This is a genomic window from Pseudokordiimonas caeni (assembly GCF_026719705.1).
GTDB classification, from domain to species: Bacteria; Pseudomonadota; Alphaproteobacteria; order Sphingomonadales; family Kordiimonadaceae; genus Gimibacter; species Gimibacter caeni.
On sequence record NZ_JAPPRR010000001.1, the window covers coordinates 323,341 to 347,967 of the forward strand.

The window sequence follows — 24,627 nt, forward strand, 5'->3', positions numbered from 1 at the left end:
AACCAGCCATGCATCCTGCCCTCAAACCCATCGACGACATGCTCCGCCGCCGCGATATCGCGGGGGCGGCCGCCGGGCTTGAGGCTTTCATGGCTCGCTCGCCCGACGTCGCCGAGGCGCACCTGATGGCGGGCCGGCTCGCGCAGATGCAGGCAGATTTCGCGGGCATGCGGGAAGCAGCAGGGCAGGCTGAACGGCTTGCCCCCGGCCATCCGGTCGCCAGCCTGATGGGGATCGAGGCGCGCATTCATCTGGGCGAAATTGCCGAAGCATCGGAACGGCTTGGCAAGCTGGAGCCTCTGGCCGCCGGGAATCCTGTGATGCTGCAGCATATCGCCGAGTTTTATACGCAGGCTGGTCGGCACGCCGACGCTGACAGTGTTTACAAGGCGGCGCTTGCGATCACGCCGGATGACCCGCGGCTTTTGTTCAATGCGGCGACGGCGGCCTTGTCGCTCGGGCGGATCGACGCGGCGGAAGCCTTGCTCGACCGCGCCATCGAGATCAATCCTTCGGATGGCGACGCCTGGTATAACCGCGCCACGCTCCGCACATGGACGTCTGACAACAATCATATCGCCGCGCTTGAAGGCTGGCTGAAAACCGGCCCTGCGCAGTCGCCCCGCGCCGTGCCCGTTCATTATGCACTCGCCAAGGAATATGAGGACACAGGTGACCACGCCGCGGCCTTCCGTCATCTGCAGGCAGGCGGCGACTTGCGGGCCGCGCACATGCGCTACAATCTTCTGGCGGATACCGACGCCATGGCGCTGATCGCCAGTACCTTTGACGCCGATTTTGCGGCAGGTGTTCCCGCCATGAGCGATGAACCCGGCCCGGTTTTCATCCTCGGCCTGCCGCGCACGGGCACCACGCTCATGGAGCGCATGCTGGCGGCGCATGACAAGGTCGAAAGCCTTGGCGAGATCAACGATTTTGCCTTTGCCCTGATCGCAGAAGCCGGCCCCGCCCAAGGCAAATCTGACCTCATTGCCCGCACGCGTGACATGGATCACGCGGCGCTCGGCGCCCGGTATCTGCGCACCAGCGCGGGCAGGGGGTCGGGCAAGGCCTACCGGATCGACAAGACGCCGTCGAATTTCCTGTATCTTGGACTGATTGCCAAGGCGCTGCCCTCCGCACGGATCATCCATCTGCGCCGTCACCCGATGGATACCTGCTTTGCTATCTACAAGACGCTCTTCCGCATGGGATATCCGTGGAGCTACCGGCTCGCCGATATTGCAGATTATTATGTGGCCTACAGCCGCTTGATGGATCACTGGCGGACGGTGATGCCCGGTCGCTTCCTTGACATGGACTATGAAGCCCTTGTCGCGGATCCGGAAGGCGAAAGCCGCCGCCTCAGTGCCCATCTCGGGCTCGACTGGTCGTCCGCCATCCTCGATTTCCACCGGAGCGACGCGCCGTCGACGACGGCGAGTGCCGTGCAGGTGCGCCGCCCGGTTTACAAAAGCTCGGTAGGCAAGTGGCAGCATTATGCGCGCGAACTTGCGCCCTTGGCCGAACGCCTGCAGGCGGCGGGGATCGATATCGGCGAAGGGGCCGTGGCATGATCCGCGCGCTCACCCTTGCCCTGATGCTGGCGACTGTACCCGCCACTGCCAACCAACCTGCCATTCGCGCGCTACCGATGGAAACCATGGGTATGGCAGGAGAGGCGCCTGCGCCCGAAACGCCGGTGAGCGGCATCCTGCGGCTTGGGGCAATCACCGGCGGCGGTTTCCAGAAGATCGTCGATCTTGAAGGGTCTGCCGACAAGCCTGAGCTTGCCGTCCGGGCGCTGCCGGACATGGAAATCGCCCTCGTCTCGGATGGCCACGATCTGATCCCCGTGGTGCGTGGCATCCGTGAAGCAGCACATCCTTACTGGGACTATATCGTGGAGCCCGGCAAGACATGGCTGATCGAGCAAGGTGAAACCGTCCTGTCACTACCCTTCGCGCTGATCGAGAAGAATGCCAATTGCATCCACAACGGTGTGCTGATGGCATGGACCGGCAAGGACGGCGCCGTGGCGCGTGCGCGGGTGCAGATCGCCAGCGAAACCTGCCTCTATTTCAAGTTCAATCTTTGGGCGGAGGCCGAGGCTGACTGGCAGGCAGATCCGGTTGCCGGAGAGGCCGCAATCGCGCGCTGGCATGAGGAAAAAGCGGCAGCATTGCCAGTCCGGCCTGCCGCTGCGCTATCCGGTGTCGATCTCGCCCAGGCTGCCCTGATCCTGCCCGGCGACATGACGGCTTACGGCGCTGTGGTGGACGGCGTCCATTACACCGGCGGCTGCGCCACGCGCTTCGGCGCCTACCCTTATTGCGACGTGATGCCGGTACCCAGCTATTCCTTCGCCAAGACGCTCGTCGGCGGCCTTGGCCTGATGCGCCTCGAAGCCTTTGTGCCGGGCGCACGTGAAAAGCTGCTGACGGACCTTCTGCCCGAATGTGAGGCTTACGAGGGTGTCACGCTCGGGCATCTTCTCGATATGGCGACAGGCCATTACCGCTCGGCAAAGGCGGAAGCGGACGAGGCAGCGGCGGACTATCTGCCTTTCTTCCTCGCCGCAACAGCCGCCGAAAAGACGGCTTTTGCCTGCGGTCATTTTCCGCGCCGTACTGGGCCCGGCAAACATTTCAGCTATCACACCTCGGATACTTGGCTTCTGGGCGTCGCCATGCAGGCATTGTGGCGGCAGCATACGGGCGAGCCTGACGCCGATTTCTACGCGGACCTGATGGTGCCCCTGTGGCGCAAACTTGGCCTCAGCGCGCTTGCCGAAACCACGCGGCGGCTGGAGGGCATCCCCTTCACCGGATACGGCCTTGTGCTGCACGCCGGCGATATCGCGAAGCTCGCGCACTTGATGGCGGCTGGCGACAAGCAACTCGCGCCGGCTTTGCCCCAGGGCGCCGGGCTGCCGGCCGGTGACAAGTCACTGCGCTACGCACGCGGTTTCTGGCAATGGGATGCGGGCAGCGCCTTTGGCTGCAGGCAATCTGTGTGGCTGCCGTTCCTTTCAGGCTACGGCGGGCTCAGTGCCGTGCTGCTGCCGGACGGGGGTGCCTATTATTACATCAGCGACAGCGGCGTGCACCGTTTTGCGGGGCCGGTGATGGCGCTGGCCAACAAGGCTGAAATCTGTGGGGGAACGGGCGATGAGTGACGGTGCAACCCTGATGGCACAGCCTTCGCTGTTCGCTGGCCCCCGCGCCAACCCGGACGGCTTCTGGGCGGCGATCATGCTTGCCTTCCTCACCACCGCCGGGCTTTTCTATGTGAATATCATGCCCGCCATCGTCTCCGGCCTTGTGGACGGGATGGGCGCTTCGCCCGACCGTGCGGGATATGTGGGGGCTGCCAACATGTATGGCTCCGCTGTTGGTGCGCTCGCGGCTGTTTTTGCAGCCTCGCGCCTGCCGTGGCGCAAGGCGGCGTTCGTTGCACTCATCCTTATGATCGGTATCGACGGCCTGTCGGCGCTGCAAACCAGCGTGACGCCGCTCATTGCCATCCGGGCCTGTCACGGCCTTGTCGGCGGCTTCCTGATCGGGGTGGGCTTCACGGTGATCGCCCGCACGGCCTCGCCCGACCGCAGCTTCGGTATGCTCCTCGTTGTGCAATATGGCCTTGGCGGATTGGGGCTCCGTTTCCTGCCGGGGCTGGTGCAATCAGGCGGTACGGCGGTGCTTTTTCAAACGCTGATTGCCTTCAGCCTCGTCACGCTCGTTATGTTGCCGTTCCTTGCGCCCTATCCGCCGCGAGCGAAGCCGATCGAAGGCGAGGTTGCCGCACGCGGCGTGCCGAAGCTGCCGGCCTTTCTGGCCCTTCTTGCCGTTTTCCTGTTCCAGGGGGGCAATATGGCGGTGATGGCCTATGTGATCGAGCTTGGTCGGGGCAAGGGGCTTGAGCTCGGCTGGATCAGCGACGCGCTATCCGAAGCCAACTGGATCGCCATCCTTGGCGCTGTCGCCGTCTATGCGGTCGGCGCACGGTTCGGTCGTATGAGGCCGCTGATGGTTGGCCTCGGCGTCACACTCGTCGGGATGGGGCTTTTTTATTGGTCTGATATCGCTGCCTTCTTCTATGCGGCGAATGTTGTGACGGGCCTGACCTGGGCCTTCCTCATTCCCTATCTTCTCGGCCAGTGTGCGGCCTTTGACGCGCACGGCCAGATGGCGGCGCTTTCCGGTTTCTTCTCCAAGATGGGGCTGGCCTCTGGCCCCATGATCGCCGCGCTCGTCGTCGGTGGCAGCGCGCACTATGAACCCATCCTCCATCTTGCCATCGCGGCGCTTATATTGTGCGCGGCGGCGGCCATCCTGCCTGCCCGGTTGCTCGACCGCGCGGCGGCATCCAGACAGGGAACTGAATCATGAGCCATTTCGCCATTGCAGGCTTGCAGCTCGATCTGCCGATGACCGGCAATCTTGACCTCGTGCTCAAAAAGATCCGGGTAACGGCGCTTCGCTACCCCTGGGTCCAGATGATCGTTTTGTCCGAGCTGGCCATTTGCGGTCCGGTGACGGGCACAGCCACGCCCCTGCCGTCGCCGACCGAGGACGCTCTTGCGCGCCTTGCAAAGGAACTTGGCGTCTGGATCGTCAGCGGGTCTCTGTACGAAAGGCATGAGGGCAAGATCTATAACACCGCGAGCGTCATCAACCCTGAGGGCGAAGTCGTCACCCGGTACCGCAAGATGTATCCCTTCTATCCCTATGAGGCGGGTGTCGCCGAAGGGCAGGAGATTTGCGTCTTCGACGTGCCGGGCGTGGGGCGTTTCGGCCTCTCCATCTGCTACGACATGTGGTTCCCGGAAACGACGCGGGCGATGGTCAGTGAAGGTGCCGAGGTGATCCTGCACCCGACGCTGACAAGCACCGCTGACCGCGATGTGGAGCATGCCATGGCGCGTGCCGCCGCCGCGCAGAACCAGTGCTATGTGATCGATATCAACGGCGCGGGCGAGCAGGCCTATGGCTGTTCGATGATCATCGGCCCCGAGGGCGATGTGGTTCATGCGGCGCGCCGGGCGGAGGAGATTATCGCGGTGGAGATCGACCTTGGCCGGGTGCGGCGCACGCGGGAACGCGGCCTGATGGGGCTTGGCCAACCGCTCAAGAGCTTCCGTGACGCCGGGCACCGCTTCCCGCATGAAGGCATGGCCAACCGCGCAGCCTACCTTGATAGCCTCGGCCCCCTTGAAATGCCGAAGCGCGGCGGCTGACGCCTGCTTCTTATCTTTATGACAGCGCTGACGTAAGAAGGGCCGATCAGAATCGGCCCTTTTTTATGCTTTCTCACCTGCTTCAGGTAACTTCTGCGAGGGCAGTGGGATCAGCATAGTGGCTGTTTACTGCGCCTGCTAAGGTGTTTCAGTGCGCGCACCACATTGATTTCTGCGGCTTTCCAGCTTTCCTGGCCTTAAAGAAAATTTAACTGACAGCGCTGTCAGTTAAATATGGACAATATGTGACATAGCTGCTATCCAAAATAAGACAGCGCTGTCATCTGCTGAGGGGTAGAGGCAAGCCTGCGAGGGGAAACGCTGTTTTCTGGAGGAGGGAAAACGTGAAATCGAAAGCAATGAGACTCGGCTCGGTCGCGAGCACGATGTCGCTTATCCTTGCGGCCGTTTCGGCCGGTTCGGCCGTGGCACAAGATGCAGGGGCCGGCGATACTGAATTCGAAGAAATCACCGTCACCGGTATCCGCGGCAGCCTTCAGCGTGCCATGGATATCAAACGGAGCAACGCAGGTGTCGTCGATGCCATCTCGGCTGAAGACATGGGCAAGTTCCCGGACACCAACCTGGCGGAATCGCTGCAGCGCATTACCGGCGTGTCGATCGACCGTGTGAACGGCGAAGGCTCGAAGGTAACGGTTCGCGGCTTCGGCCCGGATTTCAACCTTGTCACCCTGAACGGCCGCCAGATGCCGGTTTCGACGCTCGAAGAAACGACGGCTTCGTCGTCGCGTTCGTTCGACTTCGCGAACCTCGCTTCTGAAGGCATCGCAGGTGTTGAAGTCTATAAAACCGGCCGCGCCTCGATCCCCACGGGCGGCATCGGTTCGACCATCAATATCAAAACGACCCGTCCGCTTGACGCCCCCGGCATGAAAGCCTCGATCGGCGCCAAGGCGCTCGCTGACACGTCGGAACTGGACGGTACGTCCTACAATCCCGAATTCTCGGGCATCTACAGCAACACCTTCGCTGAAGACAAGTTTGGTGTCGCGGTTTCGGGTAGCTACCAGAAGCGCGAAAGCGGCTTTGCCCAGGCAAGCACGCCGAGCGGCTGGCGCGGTGCCTATCTCGGTTCCGAGAATAACTGGGGCACCCTGCCGCAGATTCCGGATGGCGGCACTGAAGAAGACATTAATGTCATCAACCGTCCGGGCCCGAACGATGTATACGGCGTTCAGCAGAGCCTTGGCTATGTGTTCACCTCGATCGACCGTGAGCGCATCAACGGCCAGGCCACCATGCAGTTCCGCCCGGTGGATACCTTCACCGCGACGGTCGACTACACCTATTCGAAGCACAAGGTAAAAACCAACCGTAACGACGTTTCGGTCTGGTTCAACTTCGGCGACACGTCGAGCGAATGGACCGATGGTCCGGTTGCCGGCCCGGTTCGTTACTCCGAATATTTCGCCGGTTCCAAAGACGTTTCGATGGGCGGCGGCAAGTTCGAAGTGAACACCGAGATGAACTCGATCGGCCTCAATCTCGACTGGCAGGCAACCGACCGCCTGCATCTCGAGCTGGATGTGCATGATTCGAGCTCGCTGTCGGACTCCGGCAGTCCCTATGGCACCAGCGCTGTTGTCAGCACTGCGGCCTTCCTCAGCGATTTCACCCAGTCGATCGACTATAGCCGTGACTTCCCGGTCCTGTCGCTGTCTGATGGTGCGAGTGTAAGCCCGGCTGACCTGCTGACCACGGGCTCGAGCTTCCGCAACAGCCTGATGCGGACTGATATCAAGCAGGCCCAGTTCAATGGTAGCTATGATTTCGATACCGACTTCATCAAGAGCGTCGATTTCGGCGCAAGCTATACCGAGAACAAGGTCCGTTCGGCCTTCTCGAACGCCCAGCGCGATACATGGGGTGGCGTAGGTTCGGCGGCTGATATTCCGGACGATATCTTCGTGCTGCAGACCATCTCTGACAAGTTCAGCCAGGTGGAAGGCCACGACGATCCGGCCCTCTTCAACGAGTTCTATTCGTTCGACTTCGACCGCATGGTCGGCCTGATCGACAGTCTCTATGATGCTTGCGGCGGCGACGGCGTCTGTATCGCAGACGATTTCACCACCGACCGCCGGACCAAGGAAAAGAGCTGGGCGGGTTACGTTCAGGTCAATTCCGAGTTCGATATCGTTGATCGTCCTGCCCGCCTCGTTGCTGGCATGCGTTACGAGAAAACGGACGTGGACAGCCGCGCGCTCGTGCCGATTGCTGTGGGTACGCAGTGGGTGGCGAACAACGAGTTTGGCGTGATCTTCTCGGATCAGCAGGACTTTACCGAACTGACCGGTTCGTATGAACACTGGCTGCCGTCGGTCGACTTTGATGTCGAATTCTACGACAATATGGTGTTCCGCGCGTCCTACAGCGAGACCTTCACGCGCCCCGGTTACAACCATATCCAGGGTGGCCAGACGGTGAACCAGATCTTCCGTGTTGACGGTGGTGACGGTAGCCAGGGCGATCCGGGTCTTCTGCCCTTCTCGTCGAAGAATATCGATCTGTCGACCGAGTGGTATTATGACGACGCAAGCTATGTTTCGGTTGGCTTCTTCCACAAGAAAGTCAGCAACTTCATCGCTTCGTCGGAAATCCAGGCCACGCCGTTCGATCTCGTCACGCCCTATGGCGGCAAGCGCTACAACGATGCTGTTGCGGCCCTTGGCGGTTCGACCGACCTGACCGCAATCCGCAACTGGATTTTCGCCAATGCCGACCCGAGCACGGTTGAAATCCTCGGGACGGACTCCGCTGGCAATACCATCGGCAATATCTTCGGTGTTCCGGGTGAAGACCCGACCCTCACCTTCGATATCACCGTGCCGATCAACGAACGCAGCGCCAAGCTGCATGGTTGGGAATTCGCCCTGCAGCATACGTTCGGCGATACCGGTTTCGGCGCGATCCTGAACTATACGATCGTCCGCGGCGATGTTGATTTCGACATCACCCAGCCCGCGAGCGTGGCGCAGTTCGCCCTTGTTGGTCTGTCCGATAGTGCCAATATCATCGGCTTCTACGACAAGAACGGCCTGCAGGTTCGTGTTGCCTATAACTGGCGCGACAAGTTCCTGAACTCGACGAGCTCGGCCGCCGGCCCGAACAACCCGCTCTTCACCGAAGCGTACGGTCAGTTCGACGTCAGCCTCAGCTACGATGTCACCGATGGCCTCACGGTCTTTGCCGAAGCCATCAACCTGACCAACAGCTATAACCGCGTGCATGGCCGCCATGTCAACGAGGTCAATTATCTGACCCAGACCGGCCCGCGCTACGCGATTGGTGCTCGCTACAAGTTCTGACGCTGAGGCGTTGGAACACGTCACTAGGTAATGAGAAGGCCGTTGGAGACAGCGGCCTTCTTGTTCTAAGCTGACCCCGGTGCCGGGAGGCACTTCGCGATAAGAAGAAGGACAGGCATGACCCGCCACGCGCTTCTCAATAACGGGGATCACCAGAACCTCCGGATCATCACCCGCCGCGCCGCCGAGCTTGGCGACGGCGTGATGTATGTGCCCACTTTCCCGTTCGAATTCCGCGCCGTTCAGGCGCATTATCCGATCCTCTTTCACCAGGATGCATCCACCGGCCGTTTTCACGCGCTTGCCATGTTCGGGTTCGAGCGCGGCGAAAACCTGTTTCTGACCGGTGACGGCTGGGATGCGCACTATGTGCCACTTGCCGTCCAGCGCCAGCCCTTCCTGATCGGGCAGGATGGCCGGGGCGAGCGGGTCGTGCATATCGATCTCGATAGCCCTCGGGTGAGCAGCACCGAGGGCGAGCCGCTCTTTCAGGCGAACGGTGCCAATACGCCGTATCTGGAACATATTGCCGCTGTCCTTGATGCCATCCACAAGGGGGGCGAGGAAGCGGCCGCCTTCACCGAAACGCTTGTTGGCCTTGGTCTGCTCGAAAGCCTTGCGCTCGATGTGGAACTCGCCGACGGCAGCAAGAACCGCCTGATGGGTTTCCATGTGATCAATGAAGACAAGCTGATGGCACTCGATAGCACCACGCTTGCCGACCTCAATGCCCGTGGCTATCTCGCGGCGATCTATATGGTGCTGGCTTCGCTTTCGCATATCCGCGACCTGATCGTGCGCAAGAATGCGCGGCTCGGGGGCAAGTGACGGGCCCATGCGCGCCGCACCGAAAGCGATCAGGGAAATTTCAGGCGTCCGCCCGGATGCCTTGCCACAGGATATCCTGACCGGCACCGAGCCTGTTGTTTTCAAGGGGCTGGTTGCTGATTGGCCGCTCGTGCAGGCAGGCAGCAATTCGGCCGCTGCGGCGCGCGACTATCTGAAAAGCTTCCATAATGGGGTCTCGGTCGCGGTGACACTCGCCGGGCCAGAGGAGGGTGGCCGGGTTTTCTATAATGACGACCTTTCCGGCCCGAATTTCGAGCAGCATATGGCGCGGCTCGATATCGTGCTCGACAAGATGGTCGCCGACATCGGTAACCCCGATGCACCGCTCGCCTATGTGGGCTCCACCACGATTGATGCCTGCCTGCCGGGTATGCGGGCCGAGAACGATATCGATCTTGGCGCCCGTGATGCCCTCGCCAGCATCTGGATCGGTGGCAAGTCACGCATTCCGGCGCACTATGACCTGCCTGACAATGTGGCCTGCGTGGCGGTCGGTCGTCGCCGTTTCACGCTTTTCCCGCCCGAGCAGTTGCCGAACCTTTATGTCGGGCCGCTCGATATCACCCCTGCCGGGCAATCGGTGAGTGTGGTGGATATCACGAACCCTGATCTTGAGAGGTTCCCGCGCTTTGCAGAGGCCTGGGGCTTGGCACAGGTGGCGGAGATGGAGCCGGGTGATGCGCTCTTCATCCCGTCCATGTGGTGGCATCATGTGGAAAGCCTTGATGCCTTCAATGTGCTCGTCAATTACTGGTGGCGTCAGTCGCCCGCACACATGGGACCGCCCGTGAATGTACTTTTCCACGCGCTGATGGCGATCCGCGACCTGCCGCCGGCGCAGAAGGCGGTGTGGAAGGATATCTTTGACCATTATGTTTTTGATCAGCCGGAAGGCAGCCTTGACCATATCCCGGAGGGGAGCCGGGGGGTTTTGGGGCCCATGGACGAAAGGAATGCGCAGCGCATCCGCGCTTTCCTGCAGAAGCGGCTGAGCCGGTAACAGGTTTTGAGAGGAAGAGGGGTTTTCGTGGAACAGGCAGAAGGAAAAGTCCGGCGCGTTGTCATCGCCGGGGGCGGCACCGCCGGCTGGATGGCTGCGGCCATCATGTCCAAGGTGCTTGGCAAGGCGCTTGAAATCCGCCTGATCGAATCCGAGGAGATCGGCACGGTCGGCGTGGGCGAAGCGACGATCCCGACGCTCTTGACCTATAACCGCCTCGCGCGGATCGACGAACGCGAATTCATGGCGGCCACCAAGGCGACCTTCAAGCTCGGCATCGAGTTCGTGAACTGGCGCCAGAAGAACCACAGCTATATCCACTCCTTCGGCATCACCGGCAAGGATCACTGGACGGCCGGCTTCCAGCATTTCTGGCGGCGCGGTTTGCAGGAGGGCCAGGCGTCCGACTTCGGTGACTATTGCCTTGAGCTGAAAGCGGCCCTTGAAAACAAGTTCGCGCACCTGCCTGACCTCGGCCTGAACTATGCTTATCACCTTGATTCCAGCCTTTACGCCAAGTTCCTGCGCAAGATGGCGGAAGAGCACGGCGTGGAGCGGATCGAGGGCAAGATTGTCTCGGTGCAGCAGGATGGAGAGACCGGCTTCGTGTCGTCCGTCACCATGATGTCGGGGCAGGTGGTGGAGGGCGATCTTTTCATCGATTGCTCGGGTTTCCGGGGCCTCCTTATCGAACAGACCCTGCACACCGGCTATGATGACTGGACCCATTGGCTGCCGTGCGACAGCGCCGTGGCGGTGCAGACCGAAGCTGTCGAGGACCCGATCCCCTATACCCGCTCCACGGCCCACGATTCCGGCTGGCAGTGGCGTATCCCGCTGCAGCACCGGGTGGGTAACGGGCTCGTTTTCTGCAGCCGGTATCAAAGCGATGACGACGCCATCCGCCTGCTGATGGATAATGTGCAGGGCAAGGCTTTGGTCGAGCCGCGCGTCCTGAAGTTCCGCACCGGCACGCGGCGCAAGCACTGGAACCGCAACGTGGTGGCGCTGGGGCTCGCCAGCGGCTTTATCGAGCCGCTTGAATCAACCAGTATCCACCTCATCCAGCGCGGTATCCTGCGCCTGATGCAGATGTTCCCCAATCAGGGTATCCGGCAGGAAGATGTGGACGAGTTCAACAAGCAGACCCGCGAGGAAACCGAGGGTATCCGCGATTTCATCATCCTGCACTATCATGTGACCGACCGGCGCGACACACCCTTCTGGCGCCAGTGCGCCTCGATGGATATCCCCGAGACGCTGGCGCACCGCATCCGCCTGTTCCGCGAAACCGGACGGGTCTTCCGCAAGGCGGATGAACTGTTTGCCGAGAACAGCTGGATTCAGGTGATGCTGGGGCAAGGCATCCTGCCTGAACGCTATCACCCGGTTGTCGATGTGATGGAGAAGAAGGAACTCGGCGAGTTTCTGGATATGGTGAAGATGAATGTGGCGAAGACGGTGGCAAGCCTGCCGAGCCACCAGCAATATATCCGCCAATATTGCCCTTCGAAAATGGACTGAAGCCGGTGCCTCAGTCTTTCTTCTGCCAGACACGGACCCAGTCGATCTCGTAACGGGTCGGGAAGGCCGTATCGTCCACACCTTGCGAACCGCCCCAGTCACCGCCGACGGCGAGATTGAGGATCAGGTGGAAGGGGTGGTCGAGCGGCCATTCGGCGTGGCCGTCGCTGTCGGCTTTGGTCACGCTGTAATATTCGCGGCCGTCGATGTACCAGCGGATGTCGGTCTCGGTCCATTCCGCTGAATATTCGTGGAAGTCTTCGGTCGCATTTTCCACCACCATATTGCCGCCCTTCTGGGTGCCGATCCGGTGGTTATAGGCTTCGGTGTGGATGGTGCCGTGCACCTTGCCTTCGTCGTAGCCCACATGCTCCATCAGGTCGATCTCGCCGGACTTGGGCCACGGACCGTAGGACGCCTTGTCTGGCATCATCCAGAAGGCCGGCCAGGTGCCGCGGCCTTTGGGCAGTCTGGCGCGCATGGTGAAGCGGCCATAGGTCCAGCCTTCGCGGTTCTGCGTGGTGATCTTGGCAGAGGTGAATTCCTTGCCTGCACCCTTGGCTTCGATGACCAGAACGCCATCCTCAACACGAAGGTTTTCGGTCGCTTTGGTATAGGTCTGCAGCTCGTTGTTGCCGAAATAGCAATGTGTCGGGCAGCCATTGCCTTCGATGATCCGCCAGTCGCCTGTATTCAGTGCCGCACCGTCAAACTCATCCGCCCACACAAGCTGCCAGCCATCGTCGGCCTTTACGGGTGCGGCGGCGAGGAGTACGGCGAGGCCAAGTGCGGTGCGGTTCATGGTTTCATCTCCCTGAGCTTGGCGACAATCGCCGCGTGCGACTGTGCGGTAACCGGATAGAAAAGGATGACAAAGGCGGAGCCCAGAAGGGCGGCAGCCGGAATGAGCGTGAAGATATTGCGGATGCCGTCGGCGGTGGTTGCTGCCACGTCCGCGCCTGCCTGATAACCGATCATGTCCAGAAGGATACCGGCCACGAAGGCGGATAGGCCGATGGTCACCTTCTGGAAGCTTGAGGCCATGCCGATCAGGAAGGATTCAATCTTGATGCCGGTCAGATACTGGCCGTATTCGATCGTGTCGGGGAGGGCGCTCCAGAAAAGCACCGCAAAGCTCGATAGCCCGATCACGATGACGATGACGGCGCCGTAGGCCGCCATGATCGATCCGCTGCGGTCGAAATACAGCATCATCAGGCCGGCAGCACCCGTAAGGCAGCCGAGGATCCAGGCGAAACGCTTGCCGATCTTCAGCGCCACCAGCGCCCAGAACGGGATGGTGATCAAGGGCGCCGCCCCCATGATGATGATCGCATTATTGCCGGCGGTGCGGTTGCCGAGCGTGCTCTCAAAAAAATAGAGCATCGTCTGCCCGACGATGGAATTGGCGACGGTCACGAGCATGATCCCGCCGATCACCAGCATGAAGGGCCGATTGCGCATCATGGCCGAAAGGCTTTCGCCGAGGCCCGGCATCACCTCATCCGCCGGTTCCGGCTTTTCGTGGGTGTCGGTCAGCGCGAAGCAGGCGACCAGCACGATCACGGCCAGAACGCCTGCCGCGATGCCCATGTGGCTGAAGGCTACGGCGTCCGAATGCTCCGCTTGCAGATGCTTGGCGATATAACTGATGCTCAGCCCGCCCAGAAACCCGAAATACATGCGGATGCCGGCCAATCGGGTGCGGCCGTCAAAATTCTGGGTGATGCGGGCGCCGAGCGTGGAATAGGGGATCGAAACGATGGTGTAGGTGGTGCGAAAAAGTAGAAGCACGATCAGCGTGTAAAGGATCGTCATCCATTCCTCGGGGAAACGGACGGGCGTGAACATCAGCGCGAACATGATGGCAAGCGGCACACAGCCGAACAGCAGATAAGGCCGGTAAGGCCCGAAACGGCTGCGGGTGCGCTCGGCAATGAAGCCCATGATGGGGTCGGTAACGGCATCCCAGATCGAGGCGATCAGGAAAAGCGTGCCAACGACGGTGCCTGAAAGGCCCACCACGTTAGTTTCGAAAAAGAAGAGGAAGAAGCCGACGCCTTGCCAGAAAAGGTTGAGCGCATAGTCGCCAAGGCCAAAGCCGATAAAGGGTTTGAGCGGCGTCCCGCGGGCGTCGTTATCGATCTGCAGTTGCTCTGCCATGCTGCCTTTTCCGGACCTCTTGCTGACAGCGCTATCATGTGCGCGTGACAGCGGCAACTTTCTTGTGATATGAGGCACTTGAGACCATGCGCTGTTCCGGCGGGTCTGTCCAGCTTCAGTGCCCGGGGGAACTGGTGGCCATCGCGAAATCAAAAACCGCTACCATGAATGACGTGGCCCGGCTTGCCGGCGTCTCGATGAAGACCGTTTCGCGCGTTTTCAATAACGAGAAATATGTCGCCAAGGACAAGAAGGACAAGGTGCTCGAAGTCGCTGCCGCGCTGAATTATCATCCGTCGCTTCAGGCGCGGGGCCTGGCGGGGCACAAGACTTATATCGTCGGCTTCTTTGTGGACGTCCCGAGCGGCGACTATATCAGCAAGGTGTTGCGCGGGCTTCTGTCACGCGCCGAAGAAGCCGGCTGTCATCTGGTCGTCGAGGTCTTGAAGGACCGTGGCGACGAGGTGAAGCTGAAGCAGGTGCTGAGTTCGATCCGTTTCGATGGCGTTGTCCTGTCGCCTCCAATCTGTGACGATGTGGTGGTGCTGAATGCTCTTCGGGCCATCGGCGTGCCGGCGGCCCGCATCGCGCCCGGTATCCCAGCCACGGATATGTCGGAAGTCCATATCGACGATTATCAGGCGGCCTTCGATATGACAGAATTCCTGATCGGCAAGGGGCATCGCCGTATCGGTTTCATCAAGGGCAATCCCAACCACTCCTGTTCGCTGGACCGCGAGCGCGGCTATGTCCGTGCCATGCAAAGCCACGGGATCGAGGTGCGGAACGAGCTGGTGGTGCCCGGCATGTTCTCCTTTGCGAGCGGCAAGGAAGCTGCTGAGACACTGCTGTCGCGCGCAGAAAAGCCGACTGCCATTTTCGCCTGTAACGACGAAATGGCGGCGGGTGTGCTGGCGGTTGCGCGCGAGAAGGGGCTGGCGGTGCCGGCTGATCTTTCGATTGTCGGCTTCGACGATGATGCTGTCGCCACCATCGTTTCTCCCGCGCTCACCACCATGCGCCAGCCAGTGGAAGCCATGGCCGCCGCCGCCTTCGACCTGATGATGCAAAGTGCCGAGGACGAAAGCACCGCCGGCACGCGGGTCGAGCATGCCTATGAGCTGTGCGACCGGGAATCCGTCGCTGATCTGACCCAATAGTCAGGTTTTCTGCCCCTCGGGGCGGCATCTGTCAGAAATATGACAGCGCTATCATGTTATTCGTGGACAAAATCGCCGTTTTTTGGCATTTGAATAAGACATCGCTGTCATATGCGATTCCGGGCGGGCGGAATGGGGCCGCACGATCCGGCTAGTTCAGACTTTCGGGGATTGGGGAGACCAGTATGTCCGCCTACCAGACCTTTGGCCGCACGGCCAAGGCCTTTGCCGTTTCCGCCTTGATGATGAGCGTGGCGCCTGCGCCGCTCTTGGCTGCCGATGAAGGCGCCGCCAGCTGGCCGGTTGTTGCGTCTGCTGTGAAGGCCGATGCCGCCATTGAAGCGCGGGTGAGTGAAATCCTCGCCAAGATGAGCGTCGAGGAAAAGGTCGGGCAGGTGATGCAGGCCGAAATCCAGTTCGTGACGCCCGACGACATCCGCAAATATCACTTGGGCTCCGTCCTCAATGGCGGCGGCTCGCTGCCGAACAAGAACAAGCATGCGACACCCGGCGAGTGGCTGGCGCTTGCGGATTCCTTCTATGAAGCCTCTGTTGATACGGCAGATGGCGGCGTGGCCGTCCCGATCATCTGGGGTTCGGACGCCGTGCACGGCCATAACAATGTGATCGGCGCCACGCTGTTCCCGCACAATATCGGCCTTGGCGCGATGCATGACCCGGCCCTCATTCGCAAGATCGGCGAAGTGACGGCGCGTGAAGTGCGTGCCACCGGCATCGACTGGACCTTTGCGCCGACCGTGGCGGTTGCCCGCAACGACCGCTGGGGCCGCACTTATGAAAGCTATTCCGAAGATCCGGCGCTGGTGAAAGCCTATGCGCGTGAAATGGTGCTTGGCCTGCAGGGCGAGCCCGGCACGCCTGATTTCCTGAATGGCAACCATGTGATCGCCACCGCCAAGCATTTCCTGGCGGACGGTGGCACCACAGCGGGGGACGATCAGGGCAACGCGGAGATGCCGGAAAAGGACCTGCGCGATATCCATGCGCCCGGCTATTTCTCGGCGCTTGAGGCCGGTGCGCAAAGCGTGATGGCGAGCTTCTCGTCATGGAACGGCACCAAGATGCACGGCAATCCCTATCTGCTCACCGATGTATTGAAGGACCGCATGGGTTTTGACGGCTTCATTGTTGGGGACTGGAATGGCCATGGTCAGGTGCCAGGCTGCACCAACGTGTCCTGTGCGGCTTCGATCAATGCAGGCCTTGACCTTTTCATGGTGCCGGAGGACTGGAAAGGCCTTTACGAGCACACACTGGCGCAGGTGAAGGCCGGTGATATTCCGATGAAGCGGCTGGATGATGCCGTTGCCCGCATGCTGCGCGTCAAGCTGCGCGCCGGGCTCTTCGATGGCGGCAAGCCCTCGACCCGTGGGGTTGCGGGGCGTGACGATGTGATCGGTTCGCCCGAACACCGTGCCGTGGCGCGGCAGGCGGTGCGCCAGAGCTTGGTTCTTCTGAAAAATGCTGGTGGTGTGCTGCCCATCAAGCCGTCTGCCCGCATTCTGGTCACCGGTGACGGGGCCGATAATATCGGCAAGCAAAGCGGCGGCTGGACGATCAGCTGGCAGGGCACCGGTAATGTGAACAGCGACTTCCCGGGTGCTACCTCCATCTATGGCGGTATCGCCGACGCCGTGAAGGCCGCGGGCGGTATCGCCACCCTTTCGGACGACGGCTTTTACAAGGAAAAGCCCGATGTGGCCGTGGTGGTGTTCGGGGAAGAACCCTATGCCGAGGGGCAGGGCGACCGCGACACGCTCGAGTTCGAGCCTGGTAGCAAGCGTGCCCTCGCGACGCTCAGGAAATTGAAGGCAGAGGGTGTCCCGGTCGTATCTGTGTTCCTTTCCGGTCGCCCGATGTGGGTAAACCCCGAAATCAACGCGTCCGACGCCTTTGTCGCGGCGTGGCTGCCGGGCAGTGAAGGGGGCGGGGTGGCCGACGTGCTGATAGCCGATGCGAACGGCAAGCCGCGCCACGATTTCACCGGCCGCCTTTCCTTCTCGTGGCCGAAAACGCCGATGCAGGACAATCTGAACAAGGGCCAGAAGGGCTATGACCCGCAGTTCGCACTCGGCTATGGCCTTGACTATAAGGCCAAAGGCAAAGGCCCCGGCAAGCTTGCCGAGGATGTGGCAGGCGTGAAGGCGCCGGGTATGGACGATATCCCGCTTTATGTCGGCCGTCCGCTTGCCCCATGGCTTGTGTTCATCGCGGATGACAAGGCCGGTCAGCAGCTGAGCGGTGCCTATGCCGCCCTCCGTACCGGCACGGCACGCGCCAATGTGGTGGACAAGAATGTGCAGGGTGACGCCCTACTTGTTGAATGGCTGACCGGCGAAAAGGCCGCGCTCGCCCTGCGCGACGGGCCGGCGCTCGACTGGTCCGGCTATTACACCGCAGGCGCCACGCTGACGTTCGAGCTGAAAACCGACAAGCCTGGAGCCATGACCGTCGGCTTCGGTTGCGGGCCGGACTGCGGCGCCGACGTGTCGCTCGCCAAGGTACAGGATATCGGCGCGGCGGACGCGAGCGGCTGGCGCAAGGTCAGCGTGCCGCTCGTGTGCCTTGCAGACAGCGCCCGGAACTTCAGCCATGTGACCGAACCCTTCCGCCTGTCTGCGACGGGCGTGATGAAGGCGACCGTTGCGAATATCACCATTGATCTCACCGAAGAGGGTGTGAAGGCCTGTCCCTTCCCTTGAGGCCTTCACGCTACGGTGCCAGACGGGGAGGCTGCAACTGCGGCCTCCCCGTTCCCTTTTCCGGGGATAAGGGTTTGGGGACGCTTGACACATTCCCTGAAAGCGTTTTCATATGACGGGTGAGTTTCCAGCCCCAAGGATACGGAATGGCACCGAAGTCGAAGCCGACGATCATTGATGTCGCCCGCGTGGCCGGGGTTTCTGTCACCACTGTCAGTCGCGTGCTGAATGGCGGCAAATATGTCAGCCCCGACAAGCTCGTCGCTGTGCAGGAAGCGTTCGACAAGCTCGATTACCAGCCGAACCTGCATGCCCGCAGCCTCGCCGGCGAGCGCGCCTATATGATCGGCCTGCTGTTCGATGATCCGCGTGGGGATTATCTGTCCGGCATGCAGCGCGGCACGCTCCTCGCGGGCCAGAAGGCAGGTTATCATGTGCTGGTGGAGCTGCTTGGCCGGACTGGCACACTTGCCCAGATGAAGCGGCTGATCAGCCGGGTGCGGCTTTCGGGCGTGATCCTCACACCACCGGTTTGCGACCATACATCACTGCTCAACACCTTGGTGCGGCACAATATTCCAGCGGTGCGCATCTCGCCGAGCAGTGACTTTCCGGGTATTCCGTCGGTGAAGATTGATGACTATGCGGCAGCGACCGAGATGACCCGGCACCTGATCACGCTTGGCCACCGCAAGATCGGCTTCATCATCGGGGACCTCGAGCATGCGGACGCCCGCGAACGCCAGCGCGCCTTCAATGACGCACTCGCCAAGGCCGGGGTCGAGGCACGGCCCGAATGGGTGGCGGAAGGCGGCTATCAGTTCTCGGGCGGCCTGACGGCAGCCCGCAAGATCCTCTCGCAGCCGGATAGGCCGACAGCTATTTTTGCCTCGAACGACGATATGGCGGCGGCGGTGATCGCGGTGGCAGACGAAATGGGCTTGCGCGTGCCGACGGACCTCTCCGTCACGGGCTTCGATGACACCTCGCTCGCCTCTGCTGTTTCGCCCGCGCTCACCACCATCCGCCAGCCGGTGGAGCAGATGGCCATGAAGGCGGTTGAAATCCTTCTGGAGCGGATATCGGGTGAAAAGCCGGAAATCGAAACGCCGGTGATGATGGGCACCAAATTCGTCCGGCGCGGTTCTACCGGCCCGGCCCCCAAGTAATCCGGCTCAGCGAAACGGTCAGGTGACGGCGTCCTCGACCTGGAAGCGGGCTTCGCGCCAGAGGCCGCTATCAAGGATATAGGCAAGCGTTTCGACGGCGTCCCATACATCAGTGTAGCGCGTGTAAAGCGGCGTGAAGCCAAAGCGCATGATATCCGGCGCGCGGAAGTCGCCGACCACGCCGCGCTCGATCAGCGCCTTGATGACCGGATAGCCGCCATCCTTGAAGGAAAGCGCCACCTGACTGCCGCGGGCGTCCGCATCGCGCGGGGTGGCGACCGTGACACCGAAACGGGCAAGGTGTTCGTCGGCGAGATCGATGAAAAGCCCGGTCAGCGCCTGCGACTTTTTGCGGATCGCTGCCATGTCGGTTTTCAGGAACACATCAAGCCCTGCTTCGACGAGTGCGAGGCTGGTGATCGGCTGGGTGCCGGTCAGGAATTTGGCAAGTGCCGGTGCCGGTGCATAGTCGCGCGTGAAGTCGAACGGCGCCTTGTGGCTCCACCAGCCGGTCAGCGGTTGGCGGGCGGCTTCCTGATGGCGTTTTGCCACGAACAGGAAGGCCGGGGCACCGGGACCGCCGTTCAGATATTTGTAACCGCATCCGACTGCGAAGTCGGCCTTGGCACCATTCAGGTCCACCGGCAGCGCGCCGGCGCTATGGCAGAGATCCCAGATGGCAAGCGCACCGGCCTCGTGGGCCTTTTTGGTGATGGCAGCCATATCCAGAAGGTGCCCGGTCTTGTAATGCACATGGGTAAGGCAGACGGCGGCGACTGTGTCGTCGATCGCAGCCATGATATCGTCTTTCTCGGCGAAGCGGATTTCATGGCCGCGCCCCAGAAAGTCGACAAGACCCTGCGCGATATAATTGTCTGTCGGGAAGTTGCTGCCTTCCATCACGATCACGCGGCGCTCCGGGCGCAGGGCGAGAGCGGCAGCGAGAACCTTGAAAAGGTTGACGCCGGTTGCGTCCGTCACCAGCACTTCATCGTCACCGGCACCGACGAGCGGGGCAAGCTTGTTGCCAAGCCTGCGAGGCAGTTCATACCAGCCGGCACTGTTCCAGCTTTTGATCAGGTCGGTCGCCCATTCCTGCCGGATCAGCCGTTCAGCGCGCGCCATTGCGGCCTTCGGGGCGGCGCCCAGCGAATTGCCATCCAGATAGATCACGCCTTCCGGCAGGTCGAATTCATCGCGCAAGGGCGCCAGCGGGTCGGCGGCATCCATGGCGGCGAGGGCATCGCGGGTGAGATTTCTGGTGTCGGTCATGCTGTTTTCGTCCCAAAGCTTGCGGCTTTGTCGCGCCTCAGTCGAGCCACGTCAAGCTCGCGACCGAGCTGATGCCGAGCCCCGGTGTTTCGTTGAGCGTGATGGACGGCCCCGCAAACCGGCTGCCGCCTTCGGCGGGGTCGTGGGTACACAGGGCGGGCCCATCCAGATCAATCCGCGTGATCACGTCGCTTGCGGCGGCTGCGAGATGCGCGGCGGCGGCGGCACTGATCGAGGATTCCATCATCGCCCCCATCATGCAACTGGCACCGAAGGAACGCACGGTATCGACAATCGCGAGCGCGCCCCGGATGCCGCCCGCTTTCATCAGCTTGATATTGACGATATCGGCGGCACCCATATCAAGCACGCGGCGGGCCTCGGTAGCGTTGAAGGCGCTTTCGTCCGCGAGCACCGGCACATGGGTGCGCTTCCTGACGAAAAGAAGCCCGTCAAGGTCCGACGCCGGTACCGGCTGCTCGATCAGGTCAAGCTCGATCCCTGCCGTTTCGATGGCGTCCAACAGCCTGACGGTTTCCTCCGCCGTCCAGCCCTGATTGGCATCAAGCCGGATGGCGGCGCGGCCACCGGCTGCGGCATGCACGGCTTTCACGCGGGCGAGGTCAAGGTCCGCATCGCGGCCGACCTTTACCTTCAGCATGCCGAAGCCTGCCTTGATGGCCGCGCGCGTATCCGCTTCCATCTTCTCGACACTATCAAGACTGATGGTGATATCAGTCTCAAGGCTCAATGGGCCACCGCCCAGAAAGCCAGCGAGATGTTTGCCCGCCGCCCGCGCCTGCAGGTCGAAAAGGGCGATTTCGGTCGCGGCAAGCGCGCTCGTATTGCCCGGCGGCAGGGCGCTGAAATCAGGCAGTTCGTCGACAGGGCGGCCAATAAGGCCGGGCAGCAAATGGCTGCGCAGGGCCCGAAGGATGCTCTCGTGCGTTTCGCCGGTGATAGCCGCCGTCGGCGGTGCCTCGCCCCAGCCGCAGATGCCCGCGTCGGTTTCAAGCTTCAGGACGATATCTTCAACGGTATCGACACTGCGGAGCGCGGTCTTGAACGGCGTGACGAGCGGAACCTTCAGGAGACCAAGCCTGTAACCCGTGATCCGCATACCCGCTGATACTCCTGAAGTGATATTTCCGCCACCATCGCACGCCCCGGCGCGGGCGTAAATATTTTGTGCGGTGGGTGGCACCTGCCTTGCGCCACAGGCATTTGTCCGGCACCTTGGGCGGCCTGATCGACTGCTATTCCGGGGGAAGTATGGAAGGCTGGCTCACCGTTCTACCGCCATTATTGGTTCTGGCCTTGGTCTTGTGGAAGAAGGAGGTCCTTTCGGCGTTGCTGGTGGGTCTCTTTGTGTCGGAACTGCTGCTTCTGGTGTCGGGCGGTCAAAGTGGCCCGGTGGCGTCGGTGGGATTGGGGGCGCTGGCCACCATCGACCGGATCGTTGCCGTGGTGGCGGATGCGGATAATGCCCGGGTGCTGGTGTTCGCGCTGCTGATCGGGTCGCTCCTCGCCTTCATGTACCGCTCGGGCGGGGTGGCAGCGGTGATCGACCGGGTGGTCGGCATGGGGCTTGTGAAGTCCCGCCGCCAGGCCCTGGGGCTGACGGCCGTGACCGGCACGGTCATCTTCGTCGAATCCAACCTCAGCGTTCTGGCCTCGGGGCTTCTCTCGCGCGGGCTCTATGACCGCTACGGCCTCAGCCGGGCGCATCTCGCCTATATTGTCGACAGTACCTCGGCCCCCATCTGTATCCTCATTCTCCTGAATGGCTGGGGGGCCTTCGTGCTGGCTCTCCTTGGTGGCTATGACCTCGGGATGAGTTCGGCCTCCGTCCTCTGGGGCAGCGTGCCCTTCAACTTCTATGCCCTCATCACCCTCGCCATTGTCGTCTATTCGGTGGCAAGCGGGAAGTTCCACGGGCCGCTCGGCCGGGTGAAAGCCACCGAAGGCCGGATCGGGCCCGACGCCCATGAGGGGGCAGACGGCGGCCATGAGTATGCCCCGACCCGCTCCCGCTTCATGATCCTGCCGCTGCTCGCCATGATCTTCGGGATGGTCGGCTTCATGCTCTGGACCGGGAATGGCAGCATCGCGGCGGGCAGCGGGTCGCGCTCGATCCTTTATGCCACCGTGCTTGGCTGCCTCGTCGCCTATCTCCTTCTCGTCTTCGACCGGCGCTTCGGTCACAAGGAACTGGTGGAGATCGGCCTTCAGGGCATGAATGACCTGATGCCGGTGGTCCTGATCCTCCTGATGTCCATCGCCTTCGGGGCGAGCCTCAAGGCGCTCGGCACCGGGGCCTTCATCGCCGGGATCGTCAGCGGCGGCATGGCACCCATCCTGATCGCCCCGGCGCTCTTCATCGCGGGTGCCCTGATGTCCTTCTTCACCGGCACCTCGTGGGGCACCTTCGCGATCCTCGTGCCCATCGCCATGCCGATCGTGCAGACGCTCGGCCTGCCGCCTGCCTTCATCCTCTCGGCTGTTCTGGGGGGCGGGGTGTTCGGTGACCATTGCTCGCCAATCTCCGACACCACCATCGTCTCGTCGCTCGCCTCCGGCTGCGACCATCTCGAGCATGTCAGAACCCAGATCCCCTATGCCCTCACCGCCGCCGCCGTTACCATCGCGGTGTATCTCGCGGCGGGAATGGTGGTGCTGTGATCCTGTGGCGGTCAGCCCGGCCAGTTGTCCTTGCGGCCTGCCTCAGCCTGCCGGCTGCCGCCGGTGTGCCGGATGAAGCAGCGCTTGATGCGCTGGTGCCAGAGGCGCTCGCGGCGTTCGATGTGCCGGGCATGGCGATTGCCATCGTCAAGAACGGCGAAGTGCAGCTGATGAAGGGATATGGCCTGCGCGACGTTGCCGCCGGTTTGCCGGTGGACACAAGCACCTATTTCCGGCTGGGCTCCACGACCAAAGCCTTCACGACGGCCGCGCTTTCGCTGCTGGTGTCCGAAGGCAAGCTTGGCTGGGGGGACAGGCTTGTCACCCACATGCCGGCCTTCCGGCTGTATGACCCGGCGGTGACGGACGCCCTTACCGTGAAGGACCTGCTGACCCACCGGTCCGGCCTGCCGGCGAGTGCGGGGGATTTCATGTTGTGGCCGATGCCATCCGGCTTCAGTCGCGCCGAAGTGATGGCAAACCTTCATCGTTTCAAGCCGGTGGCGCCCTTCCGCACGAAATACGCCTATAACAATGCCCTCTATGTGGTGGCAGGCGAGCTGGTGGCGGCGCTATCCGGCATGCCTTACGAGGATTTCGTGGAAGCGCGGCTGATGAAGCCGCTCGGGATCGATTGTTACGCGGGCGAGGTGCCAAAAGCAGTGCTTGCTGACGCAGCCGAGCCTTATGTGCCGTATGAGGGCAAGCCGCTAAGGGTTGATCGCAACCGGCTCGGCACCGGCACGCTCGTTATGGCAGCGGCTGGCGGCATTGCCTGCAACGCCGAGGGCATGGCGCGCTGGATGACAGCGCTTCTGGAAGGGGGTGATGGTGTGATCGCGCCCGAACAGATCGCTGAGATGTGGACGGGCGTGACCCCGATGCCGGTGTCGGTGCAGGATAAGGAACGCGACGGCACCAGCGCACGCAGTTATGCGCTCGGCTGGCGGGTGGCCGATGTGAAAGGGCATCAGACCGTGTCGCACACAGGTGCACTTCTTGGCACCCAGTCGCAGGTAATGCTGGTGCCGGAAATCGGCCTTGGCATCACGCTTCTCAGCAACGGGACTAGTGGCGGGCCGCAGTCTGCCGTGATGCAGGCGCTGCTGATGCAGTATCTGGCGCCCGAAGAAGCGGACAAGGACTGGATTGCCGCCTTCGCCCGCAAACCCTTCACCCCGCCTCCGATGCCCGAAACCGTACCGCTTGCCGCACCCGAGGACGCCTATATCGGAACCTATGCGGATGAATGGTACGGTGGCGTAACGATATCACGCCGGAAAGATGGCGGCCTTGGCTTTGAAATGGCCCGTATGGCCGCCTTCAAGGGCAGGATGCGACCCATCGCCCCAGATAAAACCCTGATCAAGTGGGATGACCCGACGGCGGACGCTGATTTTATCGCGAAGTTCGATAGGGAAGGGGACAGGGTCACCGGCTTCCGGCTGATCTACACGGCGGGTAGCAAGGGCGCTGTCACCGATCTTGATGCCATGTATTTCCGCCGGGTCGACTAG

The 24,627-nt window shown here is 61.7% G+C and carries 17 protein-coding genes; 13 read left to right on the plus strand and 4 right to left on the minus strand.

Annotated features, from left to right (window positions below):
- Window positions 1-8: 8 nt before the first annotated feature.
- The 8 genes from OU694_RS01335 to OU694_RS01370 all read left to right on the plus strand — a co-directional run bounded on the left by OU694_RS01335 (window position 9) and on the right by OU694_RS01370 (window position 11,941).
- Window positions 9-1,577: a tetratricopeptide repeat-containing sulfotransferase family protein gene (locus OU694_RS01335; protein WP_308909210.1), complete on the plus strand. Its 1,569-nt coding sequence runs from the start codon at window positions 9-11 to the stop codon at window positions 1,575-1,577.
- Window positions 1,574-3,178 carry a serine hydrolase domain-containing protein gene (locus OU694_RS01340; RefSeq protein WP_308909211.1) on the plus strand — a complete coding sequence of 535 codons (1,605 nt, stop codon included), beginning with the start codon at window positions 1,574-1,576 and terminating at the stop codon, window positions 3,176-3,178. Before OU694_RS01335 ends, OU694_RS01340 begins: the two co-directional genes overlap by 4 nt.
- Window positions 3,171-4,391, plus strand: coding sequence for an MFS transporter (locus OU694_RS01345; RefSeq protein ID WP_308909212.1), 1,221 nt, complete (start codon window positions 3,171-3,173; stop codon window positions 4,389-4,391). Before OU694_RS01340 ends, OU694_RS01345 begins: the two co-directional genes overlap by 8 nt.
- Complete coding sequence (locus OU694_RS01350; protein ID WP_308909213.1) at window positions 4,388-5,239, plus strand: carbon-nitrogen hydrolase family protein; 852 nt, start codon at window positions 4,388-4,390, stop codon at window positions 5,237-5,239. The genes OU694_RS01345 and OU694_RS01350 overlap by 4 nt, the downstream gene beginning before the upstream one ends.
- A 344-nt stretch (window positions 5,240-5,583) precedes the next feature.
- Complete coding sequence (locus OU694_RS01355) at window positions 5,584-8,568, plus strand: TonB-dependent receptor (protein ID WP_308909214.1); 2,985 nt, start codon at window positions 5,584-5,586, stop codon at window positions 8,566-8,568.
- 117 nt (window positions 8,569-8,685) lie between these two features.
- Window positions 8,686-9,396, plus strand: coding sequence for a SapC family protein (locus tag OU694_RS01360; RefSeq protein WP_308909215.1), 711 nt, complete (start codon window positions 8,686-8,688; stop codon window positions 9,394-9,396).
- Between the two features lie 7 nt (window positions 9,397-9,403).
- On the plus strand, window positions 9,404-10,417 hold the full coding sequence (locus OU694_RS01365; RefSeq protein WP_308909216.1) for a cupin-like domain-containing protein: 1,014 nt from the start codon (window positions 9,404-9,406) through the stop codon (window positions 10,415-10,417).
- A 27-nt stretch (window positions 10,418-10,444) separates the two neighbouring features.
- A complete protein-coding gene (locus OU694_RS01370; RefSeq protein WP_308909217.1) occupies window positions 10,445-11,941 on the plus strand; it encodes a tryptophan halogenase family protein in 1,497 nt (498 codons plus the stop codon).
- A 10-nt stretch (window positions 11,942-11,951) separates the two neighbouring features.
- Here the strand turns inward: OU694_RS01370 and OU694_RS01375 are convergent, their stop codons facing one another.
- Both OU694_RS01375 and OU694_RS01380 read right to left on the minus strand, forming a co-directional pair.
- Complete coding sequence (locus OU694_RS01375) at window positions 11,952-12,743, minus strand: glycoside hydrolase family 16 protein (protein ID WP_308909218.1); 792 nt, start codon at window positions 12,741-12,743, stop codon at window positions 11,952-11,954.
- Window positions 12,740-14,104, minus strand: a complete 1,365-nt coding sequence (locus OU694_RS01380) for an MFS transporter (RefSeq protein WP_308909219.1) — start codon at window positions 14,102-14,104, stop codon at window positions 12,740-12,742. The genes OU694_RS01375 and OU694_RS01380 overlap by 4 nt, the downstream gene beginning before the upstream one ends.
- A 134-nt stretch (window positions 14,105-14,238) precedes the next feature.
- Here OU694_RS01380 and OU694_RS01385 point away from each other — a divergent pair, with 134 nt between their 5' ends.
- The 3 genes from OU694_RS01385 to OU694_RS01395 all read left to right on the plus strand — a co-directional run bounded on the left by OU694_RS01385 (window position 14,239) and on the right by OU694_RS01395 (window position 19,156).
- Window positions 14,239-15,264, plus strand: a complete 1,026-nt coding sequence (locus OU694_RS01385; RefSeq protein ID WP_308909220.1) for a LacI family DNA-binding transcriptional regulator — start codon at window positions 14,239-14,241, stop codon at window positions 15,262-15,264.
- Window positions 15,265-15,449: 185 nt separating this feature from the next.
- Entirely contained in the window at window positions 15,450-17,987 is a 2,538-nt protein-coding gene (locus tag OU694_RS01390; protein ID WP_308909221.1) for a glycoside hydrolase family 3 protein, read from the plus strand.
- A gap of 146 nt (window positions 17,988-18,133) precedes the next feature.
- A complete protein-coding gene (locus tag OU694_RS01395) occupies window positions 18,134-19,156 on the plus strand; it encodes a LacI family DNA-binding transcriptional regulator (protein WP_308909222.1) in 1,023 nt (340 codons plus the stop codon).
- Window positions 19,157-19,174: 18 nt separating this feature from the next.
- Here OU694_RS01395 and kynU read toward each other — a convergent pair whose 3' ends face one another.
- Both kynU and OU694_RS01405 read right to left on the minus strand, forming a co-directional pair.
- Window positions 19,175-20,428, minus strand: coding sequence for a kynureninase (kynU, locus tag OU694_RS01400; protein WP_308909223.1), 1,254 nt, complete (start codon window positions 20,426-20,428; stop codon window positions 19,175-19,177).
- A 37-nt stretch (window positions 20,429-20,465) separates the two neighbouring features.
- On the minus strand, window positions 20,466-21,548 hold the full coding sequence (locus OU694_RS01405; protein WP_308909224.1) for a dipeptide epimerase: 1,083 nt from the start codon (window positions 21,546-21,548) through the stop codon (window positions 20,466-20,468).
- Between the two features lie 152 nt (window positions 21,549-21,700).
- On the opposite strand from OU694_RS01405, the gene OU694_RS01410 reads away from it, so the two are divergent.
- Window positions 21,701-23,110: a Na+/H+ antiporter NhaC family protein gene (locus OU694_RS01410; RefSeq protein WP_308909225.1), complete on the plus strand. Its 1,410-nt coding sequence runs from the start codon at window positions 21,701-21,703 to the stop codon at window positions 23,108-23,110.
- Complete coding sequence (locus OU694_RS01415; RefSeq protein WP_308909226.1) at window positions 23,107-24,627, plus strand: serine hydrolase; 1,521 nt, start codon at window positions 23,107-23,109, stop codon at window positions 24,625-24,627. The genes OU694_RS01410 and OU694_RS01415 overlap by 4 nt, the downstream gene beginning before the upstream one ends.

Bases quoted from the DNA above. Each gene is read 5' to 3' on its own strand.
- kynU (WP_308909223.1), bottom strand. From the start codon at position 20,428: ATGACCGACACCAGAAATCTCACCCGCGATGCCCTCGCCGCCATGGAT.
- OU694_RS01390 (WP_308909221.1), top strand. From the start codon at position 15,450: ATGTCCGCCTACCAGACCTTTGGCCGCACGGCCAAGGCCTTTGCCGTT.
- OU694_RS01340 (WP_308909211.1), top strand. From the start codon at position 1,574: ATGATCCGCGCGCTCACCCTTGCCCTGATGCTGGCGACTGTACCCGCC.
- OU694_RS01345 (WP_308909212.1), top strand. From the start codon at position 3,171: ATGAGTGACGGTGCAACCCTGATGGCACAGCCTTCGCTGTTCGCTGGC.
- OU694_RS01405 (WP_308909224.1), bottom strand. From the start codon at position 21,548: ATGCGGATCACGGGTTACAGGCTTGGTCTCCTGAAGGTTCCGCTCGTC.
- OU694_RS01365 (WP_308909216.1), top strand. From the start codon at position 9,404: ATGCGCGCCGCACCGAAAGCGATCAGGGAAATTTCAGGCGTCCGCCCG.
- OU694_RS01335 (WP_308909210.1), top strand. From the start codon at position 9: ATGCATCCTGCCCTCAAACCCATCGACGACATGCTCCGCCGCCGCGAT.
- OU694_RS01360 (WP_308909215.1), top strand. From the start codon at position 8,686: ATGACCCGCCACGCGCTTCTCAATAACGGGGATCACCAGAACCTCCGG.
- OU694_RS01375 (WP_308909218.1), bottom strand. From the start codon at position 12,743: ATGAACCGCACCGCACTTGGCCTCGCCGTACTCCTCGCCGCCGCACCC.
- OU694_RS01350 (WP_308909213.1), top strand. From the start codon at position 4,388: ATGAGCCATTTCGCCATTGCAGGCTTGCAGCTCGATCTGCCGATGACC.
- OU694_RS01380 (WP_308909219.1), bottom strand. From the start codon at position 14,104: ATGGCAGAGCAACTGCAGATCGATAACGACGCCCGCGGGACGCCGCTC.
- OU694_RS01410 (WP_308909225.1), top strand. From the start codon at position 21,701: ATGGAAGGCTGGCTCACCGTTCTACCGCCATTATTGGTTCTGGCCTTG.
- OU694_RS01395 (WP_308909222.1), top strand. From the start codon at position 18,134: ATGGCACCGAAGTCGAAGCCGACGATCATTGATGTCGCCCGCGTGGCC.